This window comes from Cryobacterium sp. TMN-39-2, assembly GCF_004402745.1.
Taxonomy (GTDB): Bacteria; Actinomycetota; Actinomycetes; order Actinomycetales; family Microbacteriaceae; genus Cryobacterium; species Cryobacterium zongtaii.
Window position 1 is genome coordinate 46,654 of sequence record NZ_SOFX01000038.1, and the last position, 20,282, is coordinate 66,935.

Sequence of the window (20,282 nt, forward strand, 5' to 3'; positions counted from 1 at the left end):
ACCCATGCTGCCGTGGGAAGCTAGAGAGTGCCCTCGATCTCCCGCCTCACCCCCACCCGTTACATCGGCGCAGCGTTGCTCTGCGTCGTCGCGTTTGTGGCGTTGTACAGCTTTTTCGTGCGGGATGTCGCCGGGCAGGCCATCGATCAGCTGGCCTTCAACGGGGCCGAGGACGGCTCAACGGGCACCACGGTCACCCGGCAGCTGCTCGACCTGATCCCCTCGGTGATGGTCGCCATCGGAGCAATCGTGAGCCTGATCATCGCGACAGTGCGACGCGCCTGGTTCCCGCTCGTGGTCGCCGTGAGCGCCGCGATGGTGGCCGTCGTGACCACTCAGCTGCTCAAGAACGTGATCCTCACCCGCCCGGAGCTCGGTGTGGACGGCTACGTCCCCAACTCATTCCCCTCCGGGCATACAACGGTGGCGGCGGCATCCGCGTTGGTGGTGTTCCTCGTCGCCAGCCCGCACACGCGGTGGCTGGCCGGCACCATCGGGGCGGCATTCGCGGTCGCGGCCGGGGTATCCACGCTGGTGAGCCTGTGGCACCGGCCCAGCGACGTGATCGCGGCGCTGCTCGTCGTGGCGTTCTGGGGCTGCGTCGCCGGGGCCGTGCTCACCCGGTCCGGCGGCCGACAGCGCTCCGCACGCACCCCCACCCCGGCCAGGGTGGGCCTGAAGCTGCAGACCGGGATCGCGGTGCTCGCCGGCATCGTCACCGCGGTGGCCGCGGGTATCGGCGCCACCGGGGCGTTCGGCATCTCGGATGCGCCGGTGGCCTATCTCGGCGCGGTCACCGCGATCGTCGCGGTCGGTTTTGTGCTGGCCATCACCGCCACCCGCCTCTTCGACCGCCTGCCGTAGCGGTCGCGGGCGGGAGCCCGCGGCCGGGAGCCCATCTGCCGCCGCATCCGCCGCGCGCCTCGCCGTGCAGGGGGATGTGCCTACGGCGCGGTGCGTGTAACACTGGGGCATGGCCGTCACGCTGAGAGCGCTCCAGACCGTTGTTCCGCCCACCGTCCTTGTGCAGGAGCAGGTCAGGGACATCTTCGCCGCCCAACCTGGCCTCAGCCGGCTGGCGCAGCGGTTGGTGACCGCATCCTTCAACCTGTCGGGGATCGACACCCGGCATACCGTGATCGAGGAACTCACCCTCGACTCGCAGGCGCCCGAGCCGCAGTTCTTCGACGCCACCACCCAGCGGCTGCTCGTGCCCGGCACCCGGGTGCGCAACGAGCTGTACATCGAGCAGGCCACGAAGCTGTTCGTGGAGGCCGGCCGGCGTGCGCTGGCCGCCTGCCCGGGGCTGGACGCCAGTGACATCACCCACGTCGTGACGGTCTCCTGCACGGGCTTCTACGCGCCGGGCCCTGACTACATGCTGGTGCGCGAGTTGGGCCTGGCGCCGTCCACCCAGCGCTACCACCTCGGATTCATGGGTTGCTACGCGGCCATGCCGGCGCTACGCACCGCGAAGCAGTTCGTGCTGGCCGATCCGTCCGCCGTGGTGCTCGTGGTCAGCGCCGAGCTGTGCTCGCTGCACCTGCGCACCTCCAACGACCCCGACACCATCGTGGCGTCGTCGCTGTTCTCGGATGGCGCGGCCGCCGGCATTGTGAGCAGCCGGGCGCCGGTCGCCGGCGAGACCGCCCTCAACCTGGACCACTTCGAGACCGTGATCACGCCCGTCGGCGAGGGCGACATGGCCTGGAAGATCGGCGACGAGGGCTTCGAGATGGTTTTGAGCTCGTACGTGCCGCACATCATCGACGAACACATCGAGTCGGCCCTGGCGCCGCTGTTCGGCCGGGACGAGTCGCTGACCCTAGCGCTGGCGGCGGGCGTGGTGGCCGAGGCCGACGCCGTGACCGTGCAGGCACAGGAGCAGCAATCGCAGTCGGTGGACGGCGGGGCGAGTCCCGGCCAGGTGCTCACGGCCGCGACCCCTGGTTCGGCTCTGAGCACCGCCATCGCGCACTGGGCGATCCACCCCGGCGGGCGCAGCATCCTCGATAAAACCGAGGCCAAACTCGGCCTCACCGAGGCGCAGCTGGTGCCGTCGCGGGAAACCCTGCGCACCAACGGCAACATGTCCAGCGCCACCATCCTCTTCGTCATGAAGGAGATCCTCGAGGGCGCGGCCACCGCCGACGGGGACAGGGTCTGCGCGATGGCGTTCGGGCCGGGTCTGACCGTGGAGTCAGGCCTGATGACAGTGCAGCGCGGCTGACCCGTGCTCCCGAGGCTCCGCGAACGGGCGGTCGACGCCGTCGAGATCATGGACGATCCGCACTGCGACGCCGAGACGCTGCGGCGCACCTACGCGAACTTCCGGTACGTCAACGCCGTCGTCTCCGGGCTTCGGCACACCTACCGCCGCGACATCCGACCGCGCCTGTCGGCCGGCACCGAGACCAGCCTGCTCGACATCGGCTCCGGCGGCGGCGATGTGGCCCGGTCGCTGGCCCGCTGGGCCGTGCGCGACGGGCTGCGCCTGAGTGTGACCGCGATCGACCCGGATGCCCGCGCGCACGCCTACGCGGCCGGCCGGCCGCCGTTGCCCGGGCTGGAGTTTCGCCGGGCGCTCAGCAGCGACCTCGTCGCAGCGGGAGAGCGGTTCGACATCGTGCTCTCCAACCACGTGCTGCACCACCTCAATGGCGTCGAGCTCGGCGCGTTGCTCGTGGACTCGGAACGGCTCGGCCGCGGCCTGGTCCTGCACGGCGACATCGAGCGCTCCCCGCTGGCCTACCTCGGCTTCGGGCTGGGCACGTGGCCGTTCTTTCGCCGCTCCTACATTCGCGCCGACGGCCTCACCTCGATCCGGCGCAGCTTCACCTGGCGCGAGCTGGCGGCCGTGGCGCCGCCGGGCTGGAGCGTGCACCGGGAGGTGCCGTACCGGCTGATGCTGCGTTGGCAGGCCCCCGCGGTGACCGAACCGCGGCGGGCCGTTTCGACTGATTCGGCCGCACCGGCAGCTGGAAGTCGGGCGCATGCGTGACGTGATCGTGGTCGGCGGCGGCCCGGTGGGCATCCTGCTGGCCTGTCTGCTGGCCGAGCGCGGCGTGGACGTGGAGGTGCTCGAACGGCGCACCGAGCCGTCGATGCTCGCGCGGGCCATCGGCATCCACCCGCCGTCGATGCGGGTCCTGCGCCAGGCCGGGGTGGCCGAGGAGGTGCTGGCCCGGGCAGTTCGCATCGAGACCGGCAGCGTGCAGAGCGGCGGCCGCACGCTGGGGCGGCTGTCGTTCGCGCAGACGACGGGGCGGTTCCCGTTTGTCGTGGCGCTGCCGCAGTACGAAACCGAAGCTGTGCTGCGGGCGCGATTCCGACAGCTGCGGCCGGACGGTCTGCGCTCCGGCGTGGCTGTGGGCATGCTGCACGATCGCGGCTACCACGTGGACCTGATCGCCGAGCCGGGTGCCGACGGGTCCGGGGATACCGGCGACAACGGGCTCGAGATCGTGGGGACGGCGCGGTACGTGGTGGTGGCCGACGGCGCCCGCGGACAGCTGCGCGATGCCGTCGGCATCGCCTCCCGGCCGCTCGGCGGCGGGGACACCTACCTGATGGCCGACTATCCGGACACCGGCGAACACGGCAGCGAGGCCGTTTTATTCTTCGAACGAGGCGGCGTCGTCGAGTCGTTCCCGCTGCCGGGCGGCCGGCGCCGCTGGGTGGCGCTGACGCCGACCCTGATGGAGGATGCCTCGCTCGAGGACCTGACGGCCCTGGTCCTCGGTCGCACCGGGGTGCTGCTGCCGGCCTCCGACGCCGTGCCGAGCTCGTTCTCGGTGCGGCAGCGGCTGGCCGCCACGATGGTGCAGGGCCGGGTGCTGCTGGTGGGGGATGCGGCGCACGAGATCAGCCCGATCGGCGGGCAGGGTATGAACCTGGGGTGGCTCGACGCGGTGGCGTTGGCGCCTGCGCTCACGCACGCGCTCGCGCAGCCGATCGAGGCCCGGGTGACGCTCGCCGGCTACGACCGCCGCCGGCGGCGCAGCGCCCGCATTGCCGCCAGGCAGGCCGGCTTCAACATGGCGATGGGCCGTCCGGCACGCGGACTGCGGCTGCGGCTGCGCAACGTGATCGTGCGGGTCCTGGCGGCACCGCCGTTGAACGGCCTGCTCACGCGGGCGTTCACGATGCGCTGGCTCTAGCCGGCTTCCTGGTCCAAGGATCACGTCCACGTCGTTGGTCGAGCTTGTCGAGACCTGGTGACTCGGTGCCTGGGTCGCGCCCACGGGTTGGTTGGGTCGCGTAGGCCGGGCCCGGCGTGCAGTTGAATAGAGGGGTGACTGCACCTCTGATCGACCTGCTCCGCGCCGACCTCGCCGCCGCCAACTTCTCGGTGACCGCCCTGACCGGGCTGTGGGGCATCGAAGCGGATGCCGCCCTGCGCCGCAATCAGCGGGTGCCGGCCCTGCGGGCGCTCGCCAAGCTGCGCGCCACCCTCACCGTGCCCGAACCCAATGTGGTGCTCGCCCAGATCTTCGTGCTCGGCCTACCCGTCCAACGGGCCGAGCTCGCGGCGGCCCTGCCGTCCCTCGGCGTGGACGGTGCCGAGCAGCTCGGCCTTGTCGCCGCCCGCCACGACGAGGCCGCCACGCAGCCCGGCCCCGTCGCCGACCGCGTCGCCCCGGCGGAGCCGGCACTCGGCCCGGCACAGGTGGCGCCGCTGGTGGACCTGCGGCCGTACAGCTTCGTGGACGCGCACGGCGCCGGCAGCTGGTGGATCACCTCGGACCTGGGCGAACTGGCGCTGGGGCATCCGCTCGGCGAAGACCACGTGCTCGGCGTCGGCGGTGCGTCACTCACCCTGAGTGCCCTGATGATCCCCACCGCGGTCGACAGCGCGCTGGACCTCGGCACCGGCTGCGGCATCCAGGCCCTGCACGCCGCCAGACACGCCACCCGGGTGGTGGCCACCGACATCTCCGAGCGCGCCCTCGAGCTCGCGGCACTCAACGCCCGGCTGAACGGCGTCGAGAACATCGAGTTCCGGCTCGGCAGCCTGTTCGACCCCGTCGCGGGGGAGCGGTTCGACCACATCATCTCCAACCCGCCGTTCGTCATCACCCCACGGGTGGAGGGTGTGCCCAGCTACGAGTACCGCGACGGCGGCATGGTCGGCGACGCCCTCGTGGAGGCCGTGGTGCGTGGCGCCGCCGACCACCTCACCCCCGGCGGGGTGGCCCAGCTGCTCGGCAACTGGGAGTATCACGACGACGACGCCTTCAACAGGCTCACCGGCTGGCTGGCGAGCCCGGCGGAGACCGCGCTGGACGCCTGGATCATCGAGCGCGAGGTGCAGCCGCCCACGGGCTACGCCGAAACCTGGATCCGCGACGGCGGCACCCGCCCGGACACCCCCGACTTCGACCGGCTCTACGGCGCCTGGCTCGACGACTTCGAGGCCCGCGGGGTGCGTCAGGTGGGCTTCGGCTACATGCTGCTGCGCCGCCCGACGGATGGCCGCCGCCGGGCCGCCGCGCCTGCCCGCCCCCGCCTGCTCCGGCTCGAACGCCTGCCGGAGGCCCTGGGGCACAACCCGGCCGGCATCGGCCACCACCTTGCCGAGTGCCTGGCCGCGCACGACTGGCAAGCCGGGCTGGATGACGACGCGCTGTCCCGCAGCACGCTCACCGTGGCATCCGACGTCACCGAGGAACGGCACTTCTGGCCCGGCCAGGAGGATCCGACGCTGATGACCCTGCACCAGGGCGGCGGCTTCGGCCGATCGGTGCCGCTGGATACCGCCCAGGCCGCCCTGATCGGCGCCTGCGACGGCGAGCTTCCGGTGGGGGCCATCATCGACGCGATCGCCCAGCTGCTCGACGCCGACGCGGCCGCCTTGCGGGCCGAACTGCTGCCCCGGGTGCGCGGCCTGCTCGACGACGGCTTCCTCCAGCCGCCCGCCGCCTAGCCACGGGCGCCCGCCGGCCCCGCCCGCCTAGCCACAGCTGCCCGCCCCAGCGGCGCTAACTGTTGCCGAAGCGGACATTTGCGCCCGGTGTGCCGGGACCAATTGTCCGGAACGGGAACAGTTGCTGCCGAAGGGCCCCACCCGGCGCGCCCGACCGCGGCCGAACCGGGCGGCCACGGCCTGAGGTAGCGTGAGGGGTACCACTTCGAGGGGCCGAGAGGAGTGCGTCACCTGACGCGAACACAGCGATGCAACGTCGGACCTTCCTGATCAGCTCCCTTTCCGGGCTCTCCCTGCTCGCGCTCAGCGGATGCGTGCCGCCCAAGCCCACGCCGACGGGCTCGCCCACTCCCTCCGCCACGCCGGCGCCGTCCCTGGTGCCGCAGCCCCAGGACATGCTGCGCAGCTCCTGGTCCGATGACCCGTTCGCCCGCGGCTCCTACAGCTTCGCGGCGGTCTCCTCAACGCCTCAGCAGCGCGAGGACCTTGCCGAACCCATCCGCGACAGGCTCTTCCTCGCCGGGGAGGCGCTCTCAGACACCGCCCCCGGCACCGTGCAGGGCGCCCGCGGCTCCGGCCAGCGCGCCGCCAGGGCCCTGGCGGACGTCGCCGAACCCGGCGAGCGGGTGGCCGTGATCGGCGCCGGAGCTGCCGGCGTCGCCGCCGCCCGGCTGCTCACCGACGCCGGCTTCACCGTGCTCGTGATCGAGGCCCGCGACAGGCTCGGCGGCCGCATCCACACCGTCGCCAGTGACTCCTGGCCGATGCCCGTCGAACTCGGCCCGTCGTTCATCGTCGCCGGCAACACCAACTCCCTCGACGAGGAGTTCACCGGCCTCGAGGTCTCGCACGCGCCCTTCACGCCGACCCCGGAGGCGCGCACCCCGGCCGGCACCGTCACCCCGGTCTCTCCGGTCGGCGCCGACGCCGTCACCGCGGCGCTGGCCTGGGCCGCCGCGCAGGCCGAAGACACCTCCCTGGCCAAGGCCCTCATCGCCAACGGCTCCGCCACACTGTCGATGGCGGATGGCGAAGCCGGGGTCTCCGACGCCGACTGGCTGGACTACCAGCTCGCCACCTCCACCACCCTGGAGTCCGGTGCCCCGGCCGAGGAGATGTCCGGCTGGTATGCCCCCACCCCGGCGACGACCGCCGCGGACGACATCCGCATCGTGCTCGGAGGCTACGGCGCGCTGCTCGACGAAGACGCGGCCGACCTGGACGTGCTCTTCTCCAGCGTGGTGACCCGGGTGGCGTACACCGACACCTCCGTCAGCCTGCGCCTGGGCACCGGCGAGTCGCTCACCGTGGACCGCGCGATCGTGACCGTGCCGCTGGGCGTGCTCAAGAGCGATGTCATCGAATTCGACCCGCCCCTGCCGTTCGCGCACCGGGGCGCGATCGCCGCGCTCGGGATGGGCGCTCTCGACAAGATCTGGCTGCGCTTCGAGGAGCCGTTCTGGGACACCGACGCCGCCCTGTGGACCACCGTCGGAGACGACACCCTCGACTTCAGGGTCTGGGTGAACATGATGCCGATCACCAACGAGCCGATCCTGGTGGGTTTTGTCAGCGGCGAGCGCGCGTTGGGGCTCGCGAAGTCCGACAACACGGAGTTCACCGACGCCGCGTTGCGCAGCCTCGAGCCGTTCGCGGTCGTCGCCACGGCCACCCCGGCGCCCTGACCGGCCCTTCTGTTTGGGACTCCGGGCGGAGTGATTCGCCGTCGGAACATTAACGAGCAAAGCTCAGAGTTCCGGTGTAAGCTCCACGAAACGTCTAGTCGGTGAAGGGGCCGCCCATCTCAGGGACACCCCCACGGGGAGATCCAGTCGTTTCCCGACTGGACGTGCCGACGGAGTCCGGGTGGGTGCTTTTCGCCGTCGGTCATCGGGTGCGGTCGCGATCCTGGTGTCCCACCTGCACCGCGGCCAATGCCAATTCTGATTGACCGTGTGAAACATGTATATTCTGACAAGTCTTGATTCAGTGTCGCTGCTCGACTTCGACACCAACCTGCCCTGCGAGGGCAGCCACCACCACCGGAGCCTGAGCGGCCACGCCGCCGCCGAGCCCGGCGCTTACATGGTGATCTCCCCGTGCTGCGGTCCCAAGGTGATCCAGTGTTCGCCGCGGGTCTCGGCGATGCAGGCCTCCGGCGTGCTCTACTGCGGTACCTGCGAGTCCGAGCACCTCACCAGCCAGTACACCTTTCTCCCCGTCGAGCAGTAGCGGGTCGAGCGCGGCCGGCCGGTTCTAGTTGGGCACCGATGACGCGCGGTCGCCGCGCGGGCGGGGACGCCAACTGAGCCGCGACGTGGCCACGAGCACTGCCGCGATGCCGAGGAACAGCAGTACGGCGATCAGGCAGTAGAACGCGGTCTCGAGCGGGCCGCTGACCTGGGCCGGGTCGAGGAAGAAGTACGGGTACCAGCCCACGAACGAGCCTCGCACGAACGTGAAGATGCCCCAGGCGATCGGGTACGGCAGGATCCAGCGCAGAAAACGCCAGGACAGCCGGGCCTTGCCGGTGTCGGTCAGCCAGTCCAGCAGCGCCAGGGTGGGGATGTAGAAGTGCAGCACCTGGCTCGGCCAGGGCACCTCGATCGAGTAGTCGCGCGATGACGACTGGATGACGATGGTGAGGAACACGATTCCGGAAACCAGGATGTACGTGGTCACGAGCGCCCGGAACACGTCCAGCCACTGTGGGTCCTTCGGCTGCCGGAACGCCACGATCGCGCCGAGCACGAACGCGATCACCGCCGCGATCGCACTCTGAACCGTGAAATAGGTGAACACGTTGTACGCGGCGAAGGTGGGGAACAGCAACACGTACTCGTAGTTGCCGATCAGCCCCGCAATCCCGGCGACGGCCAACAGCAGCCGGCCGATACCGTAACTGGACCGCATGGACAGGCGTTTGCGCGCGCGGAACGGCTCGCGCGCCTGTGGTTCCTCCCGTTGCGGGGAGGATTCGCGCACCGTCGGTCCCGTCCGGCCGGGACCGGATGCCTGCGCGCCCATACTCCCACGGTACGCCAGAGTGCCGGTCGCCCGCGGCCATCACCGGCATCGCGGTGGGTCGCTACAGGCGGATGCTGAAACTCGCCTCGCCGTGTTCGGCCAGGTCGGTCACCTGCACCGATTCCACGCTCGCCGAACGCGGTCCGGTGTGCAGCCAGGCCAGCATCCGTTCGACCGCGTCGTCGTCACCCTCGATCTCGGCTTCGACGGCGCCGTCGGACCGGTTGCGCACGAAACCGCCCAGGCCGAGGGTGCCGGCCTGCGCCTCGGTGTAATACCGAAACCCCACGCCCTGAACCATCCCGTTGACGATCACTCGCTTGCGACTCACGCTCCCCATTCTGGGCGCACGCCACCGCCCCGACAACCCCGCCCGCCCGTCGGGTCTGCGGTTCGTTCCCATCCCACTGGCTGGGCTTGTCGAGACCGGGGGACATGCGTTGAAAAGTCGGCTCGCGGAGTCTCGACAAGCTCGACCGACGAATAGGGTTGGCTTCTCGAGATCGACCCGCCGGCGGTCAGGCGGAGTCGCGCCAGACTATTTGGGTGTCGAGCAGGATGCCGCCGAGCTCCGGCGCCTCACCGCGCAGCTGGCTGAGCACCGACTCGGCCGCGCGCTGGCCGAGGCCGTTGGCGGGCTGGCGCACCGTGGAGAGCAACGGCTGGCACCGGAGTGCCCAGGCGCTGTCGTCGAAGCCGACGATGCCCACGTCGCCCGGCACGCTGCGGCCGGCCTCACGCAGAGCGTTCAGGGCGCCGGCGGCGATCACGTCGGAGGCCGCGAAGACCCCGTCGATCAGCGGTTCGCGGGCCAGTAGGGCGCGCATGCCGTCGCGGCCGTCGGCGTAGGTGTACAGCGGCACCGGGGCCACCAGCGCGGGGTCGAACCGGTCGCCCAGGGCATCCGTGAAGCCGGCCAGCCGGTCGGCGCCGGAGTCCCGGTCCAGGGCCGCGGCGATCATGCCGATGCGGCGGCGGCCGGTGCCGATCAGGCGCTCGGTGATGGCGCGGGCCGCGGCGCGGTTGTTGATACCCACGTACGGCAGGTCGCGCAGGTCCTGCGGATGCCCGACAAACGCCGCCGGCAGGTCGAGCCGTTCGATTACCCGGGTGATCGGGTCTTGTTCCCGGGCCGACACGACGACGACACCGTCGACGAAGCCACCGCTGAGGTACCGCGCCACCCTCTCGGTGTCGCGCTCGGACTCGATGACCAGGCTGACCATCTGGTAGTCGGCCAGGGAGAGCGCCGAGTTGGCGCCGAGCAGGATCTCGCCGATGTTGGGGTCTTCGAGGAACAAAGAATGCGGTTCGTGCACGATCAGGCCCACGGCCTGGGAGCGTTGCATGACGAGGTTGCGGGCGGCGGTGTTCGGCACGTAGCCGACCTTCGCGATGGCCGCCTCGATGGCCAGACGAGCCTCGGCTGACACGTAGGGTTCGTTGTTCACCACCCGGCTCACGGTGCCGCGAGACACGCCGGCCTCCGCGGCGACGTCGTGGATCGTCGCACGCTTGCGCCGCCCCGGAATTGTCACCATTCGATAACTGTACCCGTCCCCGAGCTTGACATCGTGGGCAGGCTGTACTTACTCTGTGTACGTTCACAGACACTCAACGGGGAGTCATTTGCTCCTCGATCTGTGCACGTTCACAGACGTAGCATGAAGCAGGAGCAGATGACCACGCCAGTAGCCACCCCGGCCGTGACCCGTCAGGTCACCCCGACGACACCGTTCGTGCAGAACGGCATCGCCTACGGCTGTGACTACAACCCCGAGCAATGGGGTCCGGAAGTCTGGGCCGAGGACGTGCTCCTCATGCAGCAGGCCGGCGTCGACCTCGTCGCGATCAACATCTTCGGCTGGTCCGCCCTGGAGCCGGCCCCGGGGGAGTACGACTTCACCCTGCTCGACACCATCGTGGACCTGCTGCACGCCCACGGCATCCGGGTGAACCTGGGTACCGGCACGTCGTCGCCGCCGCCGTGGTTGACCACCCTGCACCCCGAGATCCTGCCGCAGACCGAAGACGGCACCACCCGCTACCCCGGCGGTCGCCAGGCCTGGTGCCCCAGCTCGCCGGTGTTCCGCGAGCACGCGCTGCGCCTGGTGGAACAGGTCGCCAAACGCTTCGGCGACCACCCCGCCGTGGCCCTCTGGCACGTCTCCAACGAACTCGGCTGCCACAACGCGCTCTGCTACGACGACGACACCGCCGCCGCGTTCCGGCTCTGGCTCGAGGCCAAGTACGGCAGCATCGCCGCCCTCAACGCCGCCTGGGGCACCAGCTTCTGGAGCCAGCGTTACACCGACTGGGCCGAGGTGCACACCCCCAGGCTCACCCTCTCCAGCCGCAACCCCGGCCAGGTGCTCGACTTCCAGCGGTTCAGCTCCGACGAGCTGCTGGGTTACTACAAGGCCGAAGAAGCCGTCATCCGCCGGCACAGCAGCCTGCCCGTCACGACGAACTTCATGGTCGCCGCGCACATTCGCAACCTCGACTACTGGTCCTGGGCATCCGCCGTTGACGTGATCGCCAACGACCACTACCTCGACCACCGCCTCGCCGACCCCACCACCGAGCTGGCCTTCGCCGCCGACCTCACCCGCGGCCTGGCCGGCGGCGGCGCGTGGCTGCTGATGGAGCAGGCCACCAGCGCCGTCAACTGGCAGCCGCTGAACCTGGCCAAGACGCCGGGGGAGCTGACCCGCAACTCGCTGGCCCACGTGGCCCGCGGCGCCGAGGCGATCTGCTTCTTCCAGTGGCGCGCCTCCCAGCAGGGCTCGGAGAAGTTCCACTCCGCACTGGTGCCGCACGCCGGCACCGACACCGTGCTCTGGCGTGAGGTCGTTGAGTTGGGCGCCACCCTCGACAGGCTCGACGAGATCATCGGCACGCGCGTCGTCGCGGATGCCGCGATCCTGTTCAGCTGGGAGGCCTGGTGGGCCGGCGACGGCGAATCCCGGCCGTCGCAGTCGGTGACCTACCTCGAGCAGGTGCACGCCGCGTACACCGCGCTGCACAGGCTCGGCGTCACCGTCGACATCGTCTCCCCGGATGCCGACCTGGCCGGCTACAACCTCGTCGTGGTGCCCGCTCTCTACCTGGTCACCGACGCCCAGGCCGACAACCTGGCCGGTTACGTCGCCGCCGGTGGCCACACCCTGGTCACGTTCTACAGCGGCATCGTCGACGAAGACGACAGGGTGCGCCTCGGTGGCTACCCCGGCGCGTTCCGCGACCTGCTCGGCGTGCGCGTCGAAGAGTTCGTGCCGCTCCGCCCCGGCACCACCGTGGGCCTGGGCGCCCCGATCGGTCTGGCGGCCGGTGCCGCCGGGACCCTGTGGACCGAACGCCTGCAGCTGACCGGCGCGGAGGCCGTGGTGCACTACACCGACGGCGCCCTGCCCGGTGTGCCCGCGCTCACCCGCAACCGGCACGGCGCCGGCACCGCCTGGTACCTGGCCACCGCGCCAGACGCCGACACCTACCGCGACGTGCTCCGCACCATCGCCGGGCACGCTCACGTCACCGCGGTCGGTCCGGAGGGCGACGGCCTCATCGAGGTCATCCGCCGCGCCGCGCCCGGCCGCTCCTACCGCTTCATCATCAACCACGGCGACACCGACCTGGAGGTGAGCGCGGCTGGGGTCGAGCTCGTCACCGGCGCCGACATCGCCCGCACCCTGCGCGTACCGGCCGGAGCCGTACGCGTTCTCAGAGAGGACACCGCATCATGAGCGCACCAGCCCTTCCGGCCGCGGATGCCCGGCGTGCGGGTTCCCGCAGCCCGGCGCCCCGGCCCCGCAAGATCAAGGTCTCGCACCCGGGCGCGATCGCGATTTTCATCGTGCCGTTCGCCATCCTGTTCACCCTGTTCTACCTGCTGCCGATCGGCTACGCGATCTACCAGTCGCTGCTCGTGGTGGAGCGCGACGGCACCTTCGGCAAGGCCACCGAGGTGTTCGGCGGCCTGACCCAGTACATCCTGGTGTTCCAGAACGGACCGTTCTGGGAGTCGATCACCCGGGTGCTCGCCTTCGGTGTGGTGCAGGTTCCGGTGATGCTCGGCCTGGCGCTGCTGTTCGCGCTGCTGCTGGACAGCCCGCTGCTGCGCGGCAAGCGCTTCTTCAGGCTCGCCTTCTTCGTGCCGTACGCCGTGCCCGGCGTCATCGCCGCGATCATGTGGGGCTTCCTCTACTCACCCAACCTGTCGCCGTTCACGGCACTGACCAGCAACGTCAGCTTCCTCTCCGCCGACCTGGTGCTCTGGGCCATCGCGAACGTCGTCACCTGGGTCTACGTGGGCTACAACATGCTCATCATCTACTCGGCACTGCTGGCCATCCCCACCGAGATCTACGAGGCCGCCCGCCTCGACGGCGCCGGGCAGTTGCGCATCGCCTGGTCGATCAAGATCCCGCTGATCATGCCCGCGATCGTGCTCACCGGCATCTTCTCCATCATCGGCACCCTGCAGCTGCTCGCCGAGCCGCAGGTGTTCCGGTCCTTCAGCTCCGCGGTGACCAGCACCTTCACCCCGAACCTGATGGTCTACTCCACCTCCTCGATCCCCAACGTGAACCTCGCCGCCGCGTTCAGCGTGGTGCTGGCCCTGGCCACGTTCGTGCTCTCGTTCTCGTTCCTCAAGTTCACCCAGCGGAAGGAAGGCAAATGAGCGCCCTCACCGAGCCCGTCGCCGTCCCGACCAAGCGCGCGATGCGCCGCGCCGAGAACACGCCGAAGGGACCCAAGGAGAGCCCGCTCTCCCGCGTCGGCGCGATGACCGTGATGCTGGTCTTCACGCTCTACTTCCTCATCCCGATCTGGTGGCTGTTCGTCGCCGGCACCAAGAGCAGCTCCCAGTTCACCAGCACCAACCCGCTCTGGTTCGCCGACTTCAACCTGTTCGCCAACATCGGCAACCTGATCGCCTACCGTGACGGCGTCTTCCTCAAGTGGATGCTCAACAGCGCCCTCTACGCCGGCGCCGGCGCCCTGCTGGCCACCCTGTTCGCCGCCATGTGCGGTTACGCCCTGGCGAAGTACCGCTTCCCGGGCCGGGAACTCCTGTTCAACATCGTCCTCGGCGGGGTCCTCGTGCCCGCCACCGCGCTGGCGCTGCCGCTGTTCCTGATCTTCAGCCAGGTCAGCCTCACCAACACCTTCTGGGCGGTGTTCCTGCCCAGCCTGGTCAGCCCGTTCGGCGTGTACCTCACCCGCATCTTCGCCTCGGCCAGCGTGCCGGACGAACTGATCGAGGCCGCCCGCCTGGACGGCGCCGGCGAGGTGCGCACCTTCTTCACCGTCTCGGTGAAGCTGATGTTCCCCGCCCTGGTCACGGTGTTCCTCTTCCAGTTCGTGGCCATCTGGAACAACTTCTTCCTGCCGCTGATCATGCTCCGCGACGAGACCCTGTTCCCGGTCACCCTCGGCCTCTACGCCTGGAACTCCCAGGTCAACCAGATCCCCGAACTCCGCGGCTACGTGCTGATCGGCGCGCTGCTGTCGATCATCCCGCTGATCATCCTGTTCCTGCTGCTGCAGCGCTTCTGGCGCAACGGCCTCGGTGCGGGCAGCGTCAAGTAACCCCCTCGACTCCTTCCGACTGTTCACCCGGCTCAACCCCGCACCATCCGTGTCACCCTGCACCACTCCTTTTCAGCGAACACCCCAACAAAGGAAAACAATGCGAATCACCAAGAGAGCGGCCACCGTTGCCCTGCTCACCGCAGCCACGGTCGCCATGACCGGCTGCTCAGCCTCCGGCACCTCCAGCGACAGCGCCGACGCTGCTGCCTGCGAGCCCGCCGAGGGCAAGGTCGATCTGACCTTCACGTCCTGGATCCCCGGCATCGAAGAGGTCGTCGACGTCTGGAACGAGGCCAACCCCGACATCCAGGTGGCCGTGCAGACCGGCCCGAACGGCAACGGCGGCACCTACGCCAACTTCTTCAACCAGCTCGAAGCCGGCAATGCGCCCGACCTCGGCCAGATTGAATACGACGCGCTGCCCAACTTCCGCGTGCAGGACGGCCTGGTCAACCTCGCATCCTGCGACGGTGTGATGGACGCCAAGGCCGACTTCGTCGACTGGACCTGGGGCCAGGTCAGCTTCAACGAGGACGACGCCGTCTACGCCATCCCGCAGGACTCCGGCCCGATGGCCATGTTCTACCGGGCCGACCTCTTCGAGGCCAACGGCATCGCGATCCCCACCACCTGGGAAGAGTACGCCACCGCCGCCGAGCAGGTGCGGGCCACCGGCGCGTACATCACCAACTTCTCGCAGAGCGACATCAACCAGTTCGCCGGGCTCGTCTGGCAGGCCGGCGGAACCTGGTTCGGCAACGACGGCGAGAACTGGAACGTCGACCTCACCGGGGACGAGTCGATCATGGTGGCCGACTACTGGCAGGACCTGATCGACCGGGACCTCGTCTCGACGCAGCCGCCGTGGACCACCGAGTGGGACAACGCCTACAACACCGGCGCGGCCTGGACCTGGAACTCCGCAGCCTGGGGTGCGAACTCCATCGCCAGCGGTGCGCCCGACACCGCCGGCAAGTGGGCCGTGGCCCAGTCCCCGCAGTGGGAAGCCGGCGATGAGGCCAGCGGCAACTGGGGTGGCTCGTCCACCGCAGTGTTCACCGGCTCAGAGCACCCGTACGAAGCCGCGCAGTTCGCCCTGTGGCTGAACAGCTCGAGCGAGTCGCTGACCATGCTCAACGAGGCAGCCAACCTGTACCCGGCCGCCAAGGCCGGCCTGGACCTGCCCGTGCTCAAGGAAGGCGTGGAGTTCTACGGCAACCAGCCCATCTACGACGAGTTCGCCGCCGCCTCCGGCCAGGTGTCGAGCGACTTCGTCTGGGGTCCGACCATGACCCAGACGTACAACGACGTCTCGGATGGCTTCAAGGCAGCCGTCAGCGGCAACGGCACCCTCGCGGAGGCCCTGACCACCGGTCAGAGCGCCACCGTCGACGCGCTCAAGGCGCAGTCGATCCCCGTCAAGGAGTAGCTGACCCGCTTTGCCCGTTACCCCGTACCGCCCGGTGCCTTCTCGCACCGGGCGGTACGGTCGTGTGTGACGCGTGCGGATGCCTCGGCGTCGTGCCCGACGCACGGGTCGCGGTCCGCAGGTCCGCGTGCGATGTGCTCAAACTCCTCCTTCATCCAACGAAGAAAGCAGTGTCATGATCCACCACCTCCGTGCCGCGGGCACCAGCCTTGTTCTCGACGCTTCCGGCAGCGGCACGCCGGTGATCGTGCACTGGGGCGCCGACCTCGGCGAGCTGCCGGCGGCGGACCTCGCCGCGCTGGCCGCCGCGAGTGTGCCGCCCGTCGGCCCCAGTTCCCTCGACGTGCCGCTCCGCCTCAGCCTGCTGCCCGCCCTCGCCGAGGGCTGGTGCGGCCGGCCCGCGCTCGGCGGGTTCCGCACCGGCACGGGCACCCTCGACCCGGCGCTGGCTCTGGTGGCGGTGCACGAGGGCGGCGACAACACGCTGGTCATCGAGCTGGCGGATGCTGACGCATCCGTCACCGTCTCGACCGAGCTGGAACTCACCGTGCAGGGTGTGCTGCGCCTGCGGCACACCCTCACCAACAGCGGCGCCGGCACCCTCGAACTCGCCGGCCTCGACGCGATCCTGCCGGTACCCGACCGGGCGGCCGAGCTGCTCGACTTCACCGGACTGTGGAGCCACGAACGGCGGCCGCAGCGCAGCATCCTCGGCCAGGGCGTCTGGAGCCGCGAGTCCCGGCACGGCCGGCCCGGCCACGACGACTCCTACCTCACCGTGGCCGGCACCCCCGGTTTCGGCTTCCGCCGTGGTGAGGTGTGGGCGGTGCACCTGGCGCACAGCGGCGACAAGCTGGTCTGGGCCGAACGCAGCACGCTGGGCTACGCCGCCCTCGGCGCGGGTGAACTGCTCGCGCCCGGCGAGCTGAGCCTGGCTGCGGGAGCAAGCTACACCAGCCCGTGGACCGTGGCGGTGTACTCCGACGCGGGCCTGGACGGCCTCAGCGCCCGGCTGCACCCGTGGATCCGATCCTGGTCGACGATCACCGGCCCGCGCCCGGTGCTTCTGAACACCTGGGAGGCCGTGTACTTCGACCACGATCTGCCCACCCTGAGCCGTCTCGTCGACGCCGCCGCGAAGGTCGGCGTGGAACGGTTTGTACTCGACGACGGCTGGTTCTCCGGCCGTACCGACGACCAGCGCGCCCTCGGCGACTGGTTCGTCGACGCCGACAAGTGGCCCGAGGGCCTCCACCCGCTGATCGAGCGGGTGCACGCGGCCGGCCTGGACTTCGGCCTCTGGGTGGAGCCGGAGATGGTCAACCCCGACTCCGACCTGGCCCGGGCGCACCCGGACTGGCTGCTCGGCTCGGCATCCGCCCCCACCTGGCGCGGCCAGCGGGTGCTCGACCTGGCCAACCCGGATGCCTTCGCCTGGTTGCTCGAGCGCCTCACCGCGCTGTTGGCCGAATACCCCATCGCGTACCTCAAGTGGGACCACAACCGGGATCTGCTCGGCGGCTCCGTGCACCGGCAGACCGCCGCGCTGTACCGGCTGATCGACGCCGTGCGCGCCGCGCAGCCGGGCCTGGAGATCGAGTCCTGCGCGTCCGGCGGCGGCCGCATCGACCTGGGCATCCTCGAACGGGTGGACCGGGTCTGGACCAGCGACACCAACGACCCGCTGGAACGCCAGCAGATCCAGCGCTACACGAGCGTGCTGGTGCCGCCGGAATACCTCGGCGGCCACCTCGGCGCCGCCACCGCACACACCACCGGGCGTACCTCGGCGCTGGGCTTCCGGCTGGCCACCGCACTGTTCGGCAGCGCCGGCATCGAGTGGGACCTCACCCAGGCATCCGCCGTCGAGCTCGACCAGATCGCGGCCTGGATCGCGATATACAAGGAGCACCGGGCGCTGCTGCACAGCGGCAACGTCGTGCACGCCGACGGGTCGGACCCGGCGATCGAACTGCACGGCGTGGTGGCCACGGATGGCTCCGCCGCCGTGTTCGCGCAGGTCGCGCTGGCCGCGCCGCGCACCGCGCTACCCGCCCCGATTCGGTTTCCCGGCCTGGACCCCGCCCGACGCTACCGGGTGCGACCGTTGCTCGTAGGACCGGTGCCGCGCACCGTGCAGACCGTGCCGCCGGCGTGGCTGGCTGTCGACGCGGGGGAGCTGGTGCTTACCGGCGCCGTGCTCGCCGAGGTGGGCCTGCCCGCCCCGCTCCTCACCCCCGAGCAGGCGGCCCTGTTCACCCTCGACGCGGTCTGACCGCGCCCTGAGCATCCGCGAAAGCAGCCATGTGGTCGCTTCGTGGGTGTCGTGGCAGCCACATGCCCGCTTTCGCGTGGGGGTGGATGTGCGAGAGCGTGAGGGTGGATCCGCGAGAGCGGTTATGTGGTTGCTTCGAGGGGGTCGTGGCAGCCACACGCCCGCTTTCGCGGAGGATGTGGGGCTGGGCGGCACTAACGTAAGGGGCATGACCGAGCAGACCTCGTCGCCGCGGCGCACAGTGCTGACGGGCGGGATCCTGGTCACCGGGGCCTCCGGCACCGTGGGGCGGGCCGTCGTGGAGGCCCTGGCCGAGGCGGGCGAAACCGTGATCGCCGGCATGCGGGACCCCCGCGCGTGGATCGCCGAGGGCGCCCGGCGCGCCAGCGGCACCGCGGCCGGCCAGAAGCCCGCCGGGCCCGGCACTGCACGGATCGGCACAGCCCGACCCGGCAGTAAGCCGCTGCGGGCGCCCAACCAGAAGCCGGCACGCAACCCGGCCCACAAGCCGGGCGGCCTTCCCACCTCGCCGCCGCCAGGACGCACTGTCGGCGCGGCCGACGCATCCGCGCCCGCAACCGGCACAACCGGCGGCGGCGGGGCCATCGTGCGCGCCTTCGACTTCGCCGACCGCAGCACCTGGGCGCGCGCCCTCGCCGGCGTCGACAGGGTGTTCTTGCTCGTGCCGCCCACGATCGGCACCGTGGGGCGCACCCTCATCCCGTTCATCGACCAGGCGATGGAGGAGAGCGGAGTGCGGCAGATCGTGTTCCTGTCGGCGCCCGGTGTGCGGTTCGACACCCGGTCGCCGCATCACGTGGTGGAGCAGTACCTCAAGCGCACCCGCACGCCGCACACCATCCTGCGGCCGAACGTGCTGATGCAGACCCTGTCCACCCTGTACCGCGACGACATCCGCCTGCGCAGTGAAATCGTGCTGCCGGCCGGCGGGGCCAGGGTCGCGTTCGTCGACGCGGCCGACGTGGGCCGCTGCGCCGCCCGGGTGCTCACCGAACCCGGTCATCTGGGCAAGTCATACTCCCTGGCGGGGGAGGAGTCGCTGAGCTTCCCGCAGGTGGCGGAGAGTCTCACCGAGGTGCTCGGTCGGCCCATCCGGTACACCGCCACGACCGAGGCCGAGTTCGCCGAGCTGGCGGCGAAACAGGGTGTGACCGGACCGGACATCGCTGCGCAGGCGAGTTGGTATCGGGCGGCGCGCCGGCGGCTGACCGCACTGCCGAATCGCGGCATCCGCCGGCTCACCGGTCGGCCGGCGACCACGCTGCGCGGTTTCATCGAGGACCACCGCCAGACCTGGCTCTGAAACGCCAGGACCGCCGGGGCTATGCGGTCGGCGCGCCGTCGACCTTGAGCACCGCGAAGGCCCCATCGAGCTCGACGTCGACGTCCTGACCGTTCTCGAGGGTGATCTCGACCTCGTAGGCGTGGTCGAAGTCGTCACTGCGCTCGACCTCGGTGACGGTGCCGACGGTGCCGGCGGGCAGGGTGGCGAGCGCCGCGGCCGAGGCGGCGTCGCGGTCGGCGTCGGTGAGCGGGGTCATGGTGGCCGAGTCGTCAGTGCCGGTGTCGTCGGTGGCCGAGTCGTCGCTGCCGGTGTCGTCGCTGCGGCCGTCACCGTCGTCAGAGCCGGAGCCGGAGTTCGAGCCGCTGCCGGTTCCCGGCACCGAGGTTGCGCCATCCGCGGGCAGGCCGTCGACCCAGAGCACGGCGAACTTCTCATCCAGTGCCACGTCGATATCGGTCCCATCGGCGAGGGTCACCTCGACCTCGTAGGCGTGCGCGTCGTTGTCGTCGCCGGACTCGGTGTCGGTGACGGTGCCGCTGCCCACGGCATCCAGCGCGGCGGCACTGGCCTTGTCGAGGGCGCTGCCGGTGAGCGGGCCGTCAGATTCGAAAGGGTCGGCGATGGCCAGGCCGGCGCCGCCCACCACGAGAACGGCGGCAACGGCTGCACCGGTGATCCAGATGGTCTTCTTCTTCATGGTGTGTCCCTTGTTCGTGAGTGCCAC

The 20,282-nt window shown here is 70.3% G+C and carries 17 protein-coding genes; 13 read left to right on the forward strand and 4 right to left on the reverse strand.

Translation table 11 applies throughout. From position 1 onward, the window contains the following. Nucleotides 1-27: 27 nt before the first annotated feature. The 7 genes from E3O57_RS14160 (at nt 28) to E3O57_RS14190 (ending at nt 8,158) form a co-directional block, all read left to right on the forward strand. Nucleotides 28-864, forward strand: coding sequence for a phosphatase PAP2 family protein (locus E3O57_RS14160; protein ID WP_103478599.1), 837 nt, complete (start codon nt 28-30; stop codon nt 862-864). Between the two features lie 109 nt (nt 865-973). After that, nucleotides 974-2,230 carry a type III polyketide synthase gene (locus tag E3O57_RS14165; RefSeq protein ID WP_241990427.1) on the forward strand — a complete coding sequence of 419 codons (1,257 nt, stop codon included), beginning with the start codon at nt 974-976 and terminating at the stop codon, nt 2,228-2,230. A 3-nt stretch (nt 2,231-2,233) separates the two neighbouring features. Further along, the gene (locus E3O57_RS14170; RefSeq protein WP_241980242.1) at nt 2,234-3,001 is read left to right on the forward strand and encodes a class I SAM-dependent methyltransferase; all 768 of its coding nucleotides are present in this window, start codon (nt 2,234-2,236) and stop codon (nt 2,999-3,001) included. Then, entirely contained in the window at nt 2,994-4,160 is a 1,167-nt protein-coding gene (locus E3O57_RS14175) for an NAD(P)/FAD-dependent oxidoreductase (RefSeq protein WP_103478600.1), read from the forward strand. The genes E3O57_RS14170 and E3O57_RS14175 overlap by 8 nt, the downstream gene beginning before the upstream one ends. A 134-nt stretch (nt 4,161-4,294) precedes the next feature. Further along, a complete protein-coding gene (locus tag E3O57_RS14180; RefSeq protein WP_241990428.1) occupies nt 4,295-5,926 on the forward strand; it encodes a class I SAM-dependent methyltransferase in 1,632 nt (543 codons plus the stop codon). Nucleotides 5,927-6,174: 248 nt separating this feature from the next. Next, nucleotides 6,175-7,611 carry an NAD(P)/FAD-dependent oxidoreductase gene (locus E3O57_RS14185; protein WP_103478601.1) on the forward strand — a complete coding sequence of 479 codons (1,437 nt, stop codon included), beginning with the start codon at nt 6,175-6,177 and terminating at the stop codon, nt 7,609-7,611. 277 nt (nt 7,612-7,888) lie between these two features. Next, nucleotides 7,889-8,158 (forward strand): hypothetical protein, encoded by a 270-nt coding sequence (locus E3O57_RS14190; RefSeq protein WP_104162633.1) that lies wholly within the window; start codon nt 7,889-7,891, stop codon nt 8,156-8,158. 24 nt (nt 8,159-8,182) lie between these two features. Here the strand turns inward: E3O57_RS14190 and E3O57_RS14195 are convergent, their stop codons facing one another. The 3 genes from E3O57_RS14195 to E3O57_RS14205 all read right to left on the reverse strand — a co-directional run bounded on the left by E3O57_RS14195 (nt 8,183) and on the right by E3O57_RS14205 (nt 10,494). Continuing rightward, complete coding sequence (locus tag E3O57_RS14195; RefSeq protein WP_088456952.1) at nt 8,183-8,953, reverse strand: Pr6Pr family membrane protein; 771 nt, start codon at nt 8,951-8,953, stop codon at nt 8,183-8,185. Between the two features lie 61 nt (nt 8,954-9,014). Continuing rightward, complete coding sequence (locus tag E3O57_RS14200; RefSeq protein ID WP_370290109.1) at nt 9,015-9,284, reverse strand: acylphosphatase; 270 nt, start codon at nt 9,282-9,284, stop codon at nt 9,015-9,017. A 187-nt stretch (nt 9,285-9,471) separates the two neighbouring features. Beyond that, the gene (locus E3O57_RS14205; protein WP_103478602.1) at nt 9,472-10,494 is read right to left on the reverse strand and encodes a LacI family DNA-binding transcriptional regulator; all 1,023 of its coding nucleotides are present in this window, start codon (nt 10,492-10,494) and stop codon (nt 9,472-9,474) included. Between the two features lie 138 nt (nt 10,495-10,632). On the opposite strand from E3O57_RS14205, the gene E3O57_RS14210 reads away from it, so the two are divergent. From E3O57_RS14210 to E3O57_RS14235, 6 genes are all read left to right on the forward strand, one after another. Continuing rightward, on the forward strand, nt 10,633-12,696 hold the full coding sequence (locus E3O57_RS14210; protein ID WP_103478720.1) for a beta-galactosidase: 2,064 nt from the start codon (nt 10,633-10,635) through the stop codon (nt 12,694-12,696). Next, nucleotides 12,693-13,634 carry a carbohydrate ABC transporter permease gene (locus E3O57_RS14215; RefSeq protein WP_088456948.1) on the forward strand — a complete coding sequence of 314 codons (942 nt, stop codon included), beginning with the start codon at nt 12,693-12,695 and terminating at the stop codon, nt 13,632-13,634. Before E3O57_RS14210 ends, E3O57_RS14215 begins: the two co-directional genes overlap by 4 nt. Nucleotides 13,635-13,675: 41 nt before the next feature. Then, a complete protein-coding gene (locus E3O57_RS14220; protein WP_198415085.1) occupies nt 13,676-14,545 on the forward strand; it encodes a carbohydrate ABC transporter permease in 870 nt (289 codons plus the stop codon). A 100-nt stretch (nt 14,546-14,645) separates the two neighbouring features. After that, nucleotides 14,646-15,977, forward strand: a complete 1,332-nt coding sequence (locus E3O57_RS14225) for an ABC transporter substrate-binding protein (RefSeq protein ID WP_088456947.1) — start codon at nt 14,646-14,648, stop codon at nt 15,975-15,977. Nucleotides 15,978-16,152: 175 nt separating this feature from the next. Continuing rightward, nucleotides 16,153-18,252 (forward strand): alpha-galactosidase, encoded by a 2,100-nt coding sequence (locus E3O57_RS14230; protein ID WP_103478603.1) that lies wholly within the window; start codon nt 16,153-16,155, stop codon nt 18,250-18,252. 208 nt (nt 18,253-18,460) lie between these two features. Beyond that, entirely contained in the window at nt 18,461-19,576 is a 1,116-nt protein-coding gene (locus E3O57_RS14235; RefSeq protein ID WP_165787861.1) for an NmrA family NAD(P)-binding protein, read from the forward strand. Between the two features lie 19 nt (nt 19,577-19,595). On the opposite strand, the gene E3O57_RS18935 is transcribed toward E3O57_RS14235, so the two are convergent. Continuing rightward, nucleotides 19,596-20,255, reverse strand: a complete 660-nt coding sequence (locus tag E3O57_RS18935) for a PepSY domain-containing protein (protein WP_198416844.1) — start codon at nt 20,253-20,255, stop codon at nt 19,596-19,598. Nucleotides 20,256-20,282 lie beyond the last annotated feature (27 nt).